This window comes from Xenorhabdus kozodoii, from assembly GCF_002632875.1.
GTDB classification, from domain to species: Bacteria; Pseudomonadota; Gammaproteobacteria; order Enterobacterales; family Enterobacteriaceae; genus Xenorhabdus; species Xenorhabdus kozodoii.
Window position 1 is genome coordinate 1 of the sequence record NZ_NJCX01000092.1, and the last position, 887, is coordinate 887.

The following is an 887-nucleotide window of genomic DNA, read 5'->3' on the forward strand; positions in this document are numbered from 1 at the left end:
AGAGCCTATCCCAATAGGATTATATTCCAGACAATGAAACTACAAGCCAAATGAAGCATGGCTTCATAATTTTCAACCCGTTTTTCCCAACGGATCAGAATACGACGAAAACGATTAAGCCAACTGTGTGTCCTTTCAACAACCCAACGGTTCACTTTAAAATCATCTTGTTCGGCCAGTGCATCTTGTTCTTCTTTTCTTGATTGTATGCAGGGGACGTATCCACGGGTTTTTAATTCTTTTTCCAGCCATTCCGCCTCATAAGCTTTATCCAGATGGAGTGGGGTGCCATAACCCCGGCGTCCTGTCTGTAAACCGTCCAGGGTGGCTATAACCAGTCTGATATCATGAATATTAGCGGGCGCAACGGCAATCGCTAATGGCAAGCCCTGCCCATCCGTGAGCAAACTTCGCTTTACACCTTGTTTTCCCCGGTCTGTTGGATTGCGGCCTGTTTTTTTGAGCCAGCCAGGGGCGCTTTAGTCAAACAGCCATCCAGTGCCAATTTGCTCCAGTCGATAGCCCCTATTTTTTCACTGGCGAGTAAGCCATTTTGCCAGAGTCGCTCAAAGACGCCTGCCGCCACCCATTCCTGAAAACGGCGGTGGGCACTGCTTGAAGAACAAATCCCTGTGGCATTGAGGGCATTCCACTGGCATCCGGTTCGTAACACAAAAAAGATAGCATTCATAGCGGCCCGATTATCGACACGGCGACGATGGCAGCCCAAAGGGTGATGGGTTTTATGTGGAGGGAGTAAGGGTTCAATTTTCTGCCAGAGTTCATCAGAAATGAACCATTGGGCTATTGATTTCTTATTCATGAAAAAATCCCCTAAATGTAAAAAAACAGGCTGACTATAATATCAAATATCTCCTATTGGGATA

The 887-nt window shown here is 46.4% G+C and carries 1 pseudogene; it reads right to left on the reverse strand.

Going from position 1 to position 887, the window contains the following annotated elements:
• Positions 1–5 precede the first annotated feature (5 nt).
• Positions 6–823 (reverse strand): annotated as a pseudogene (locus tag Xkoz_RS19235) (IS5 family transposase).
• Positions 824–887 lie beyond the last annotated feature (64 nt).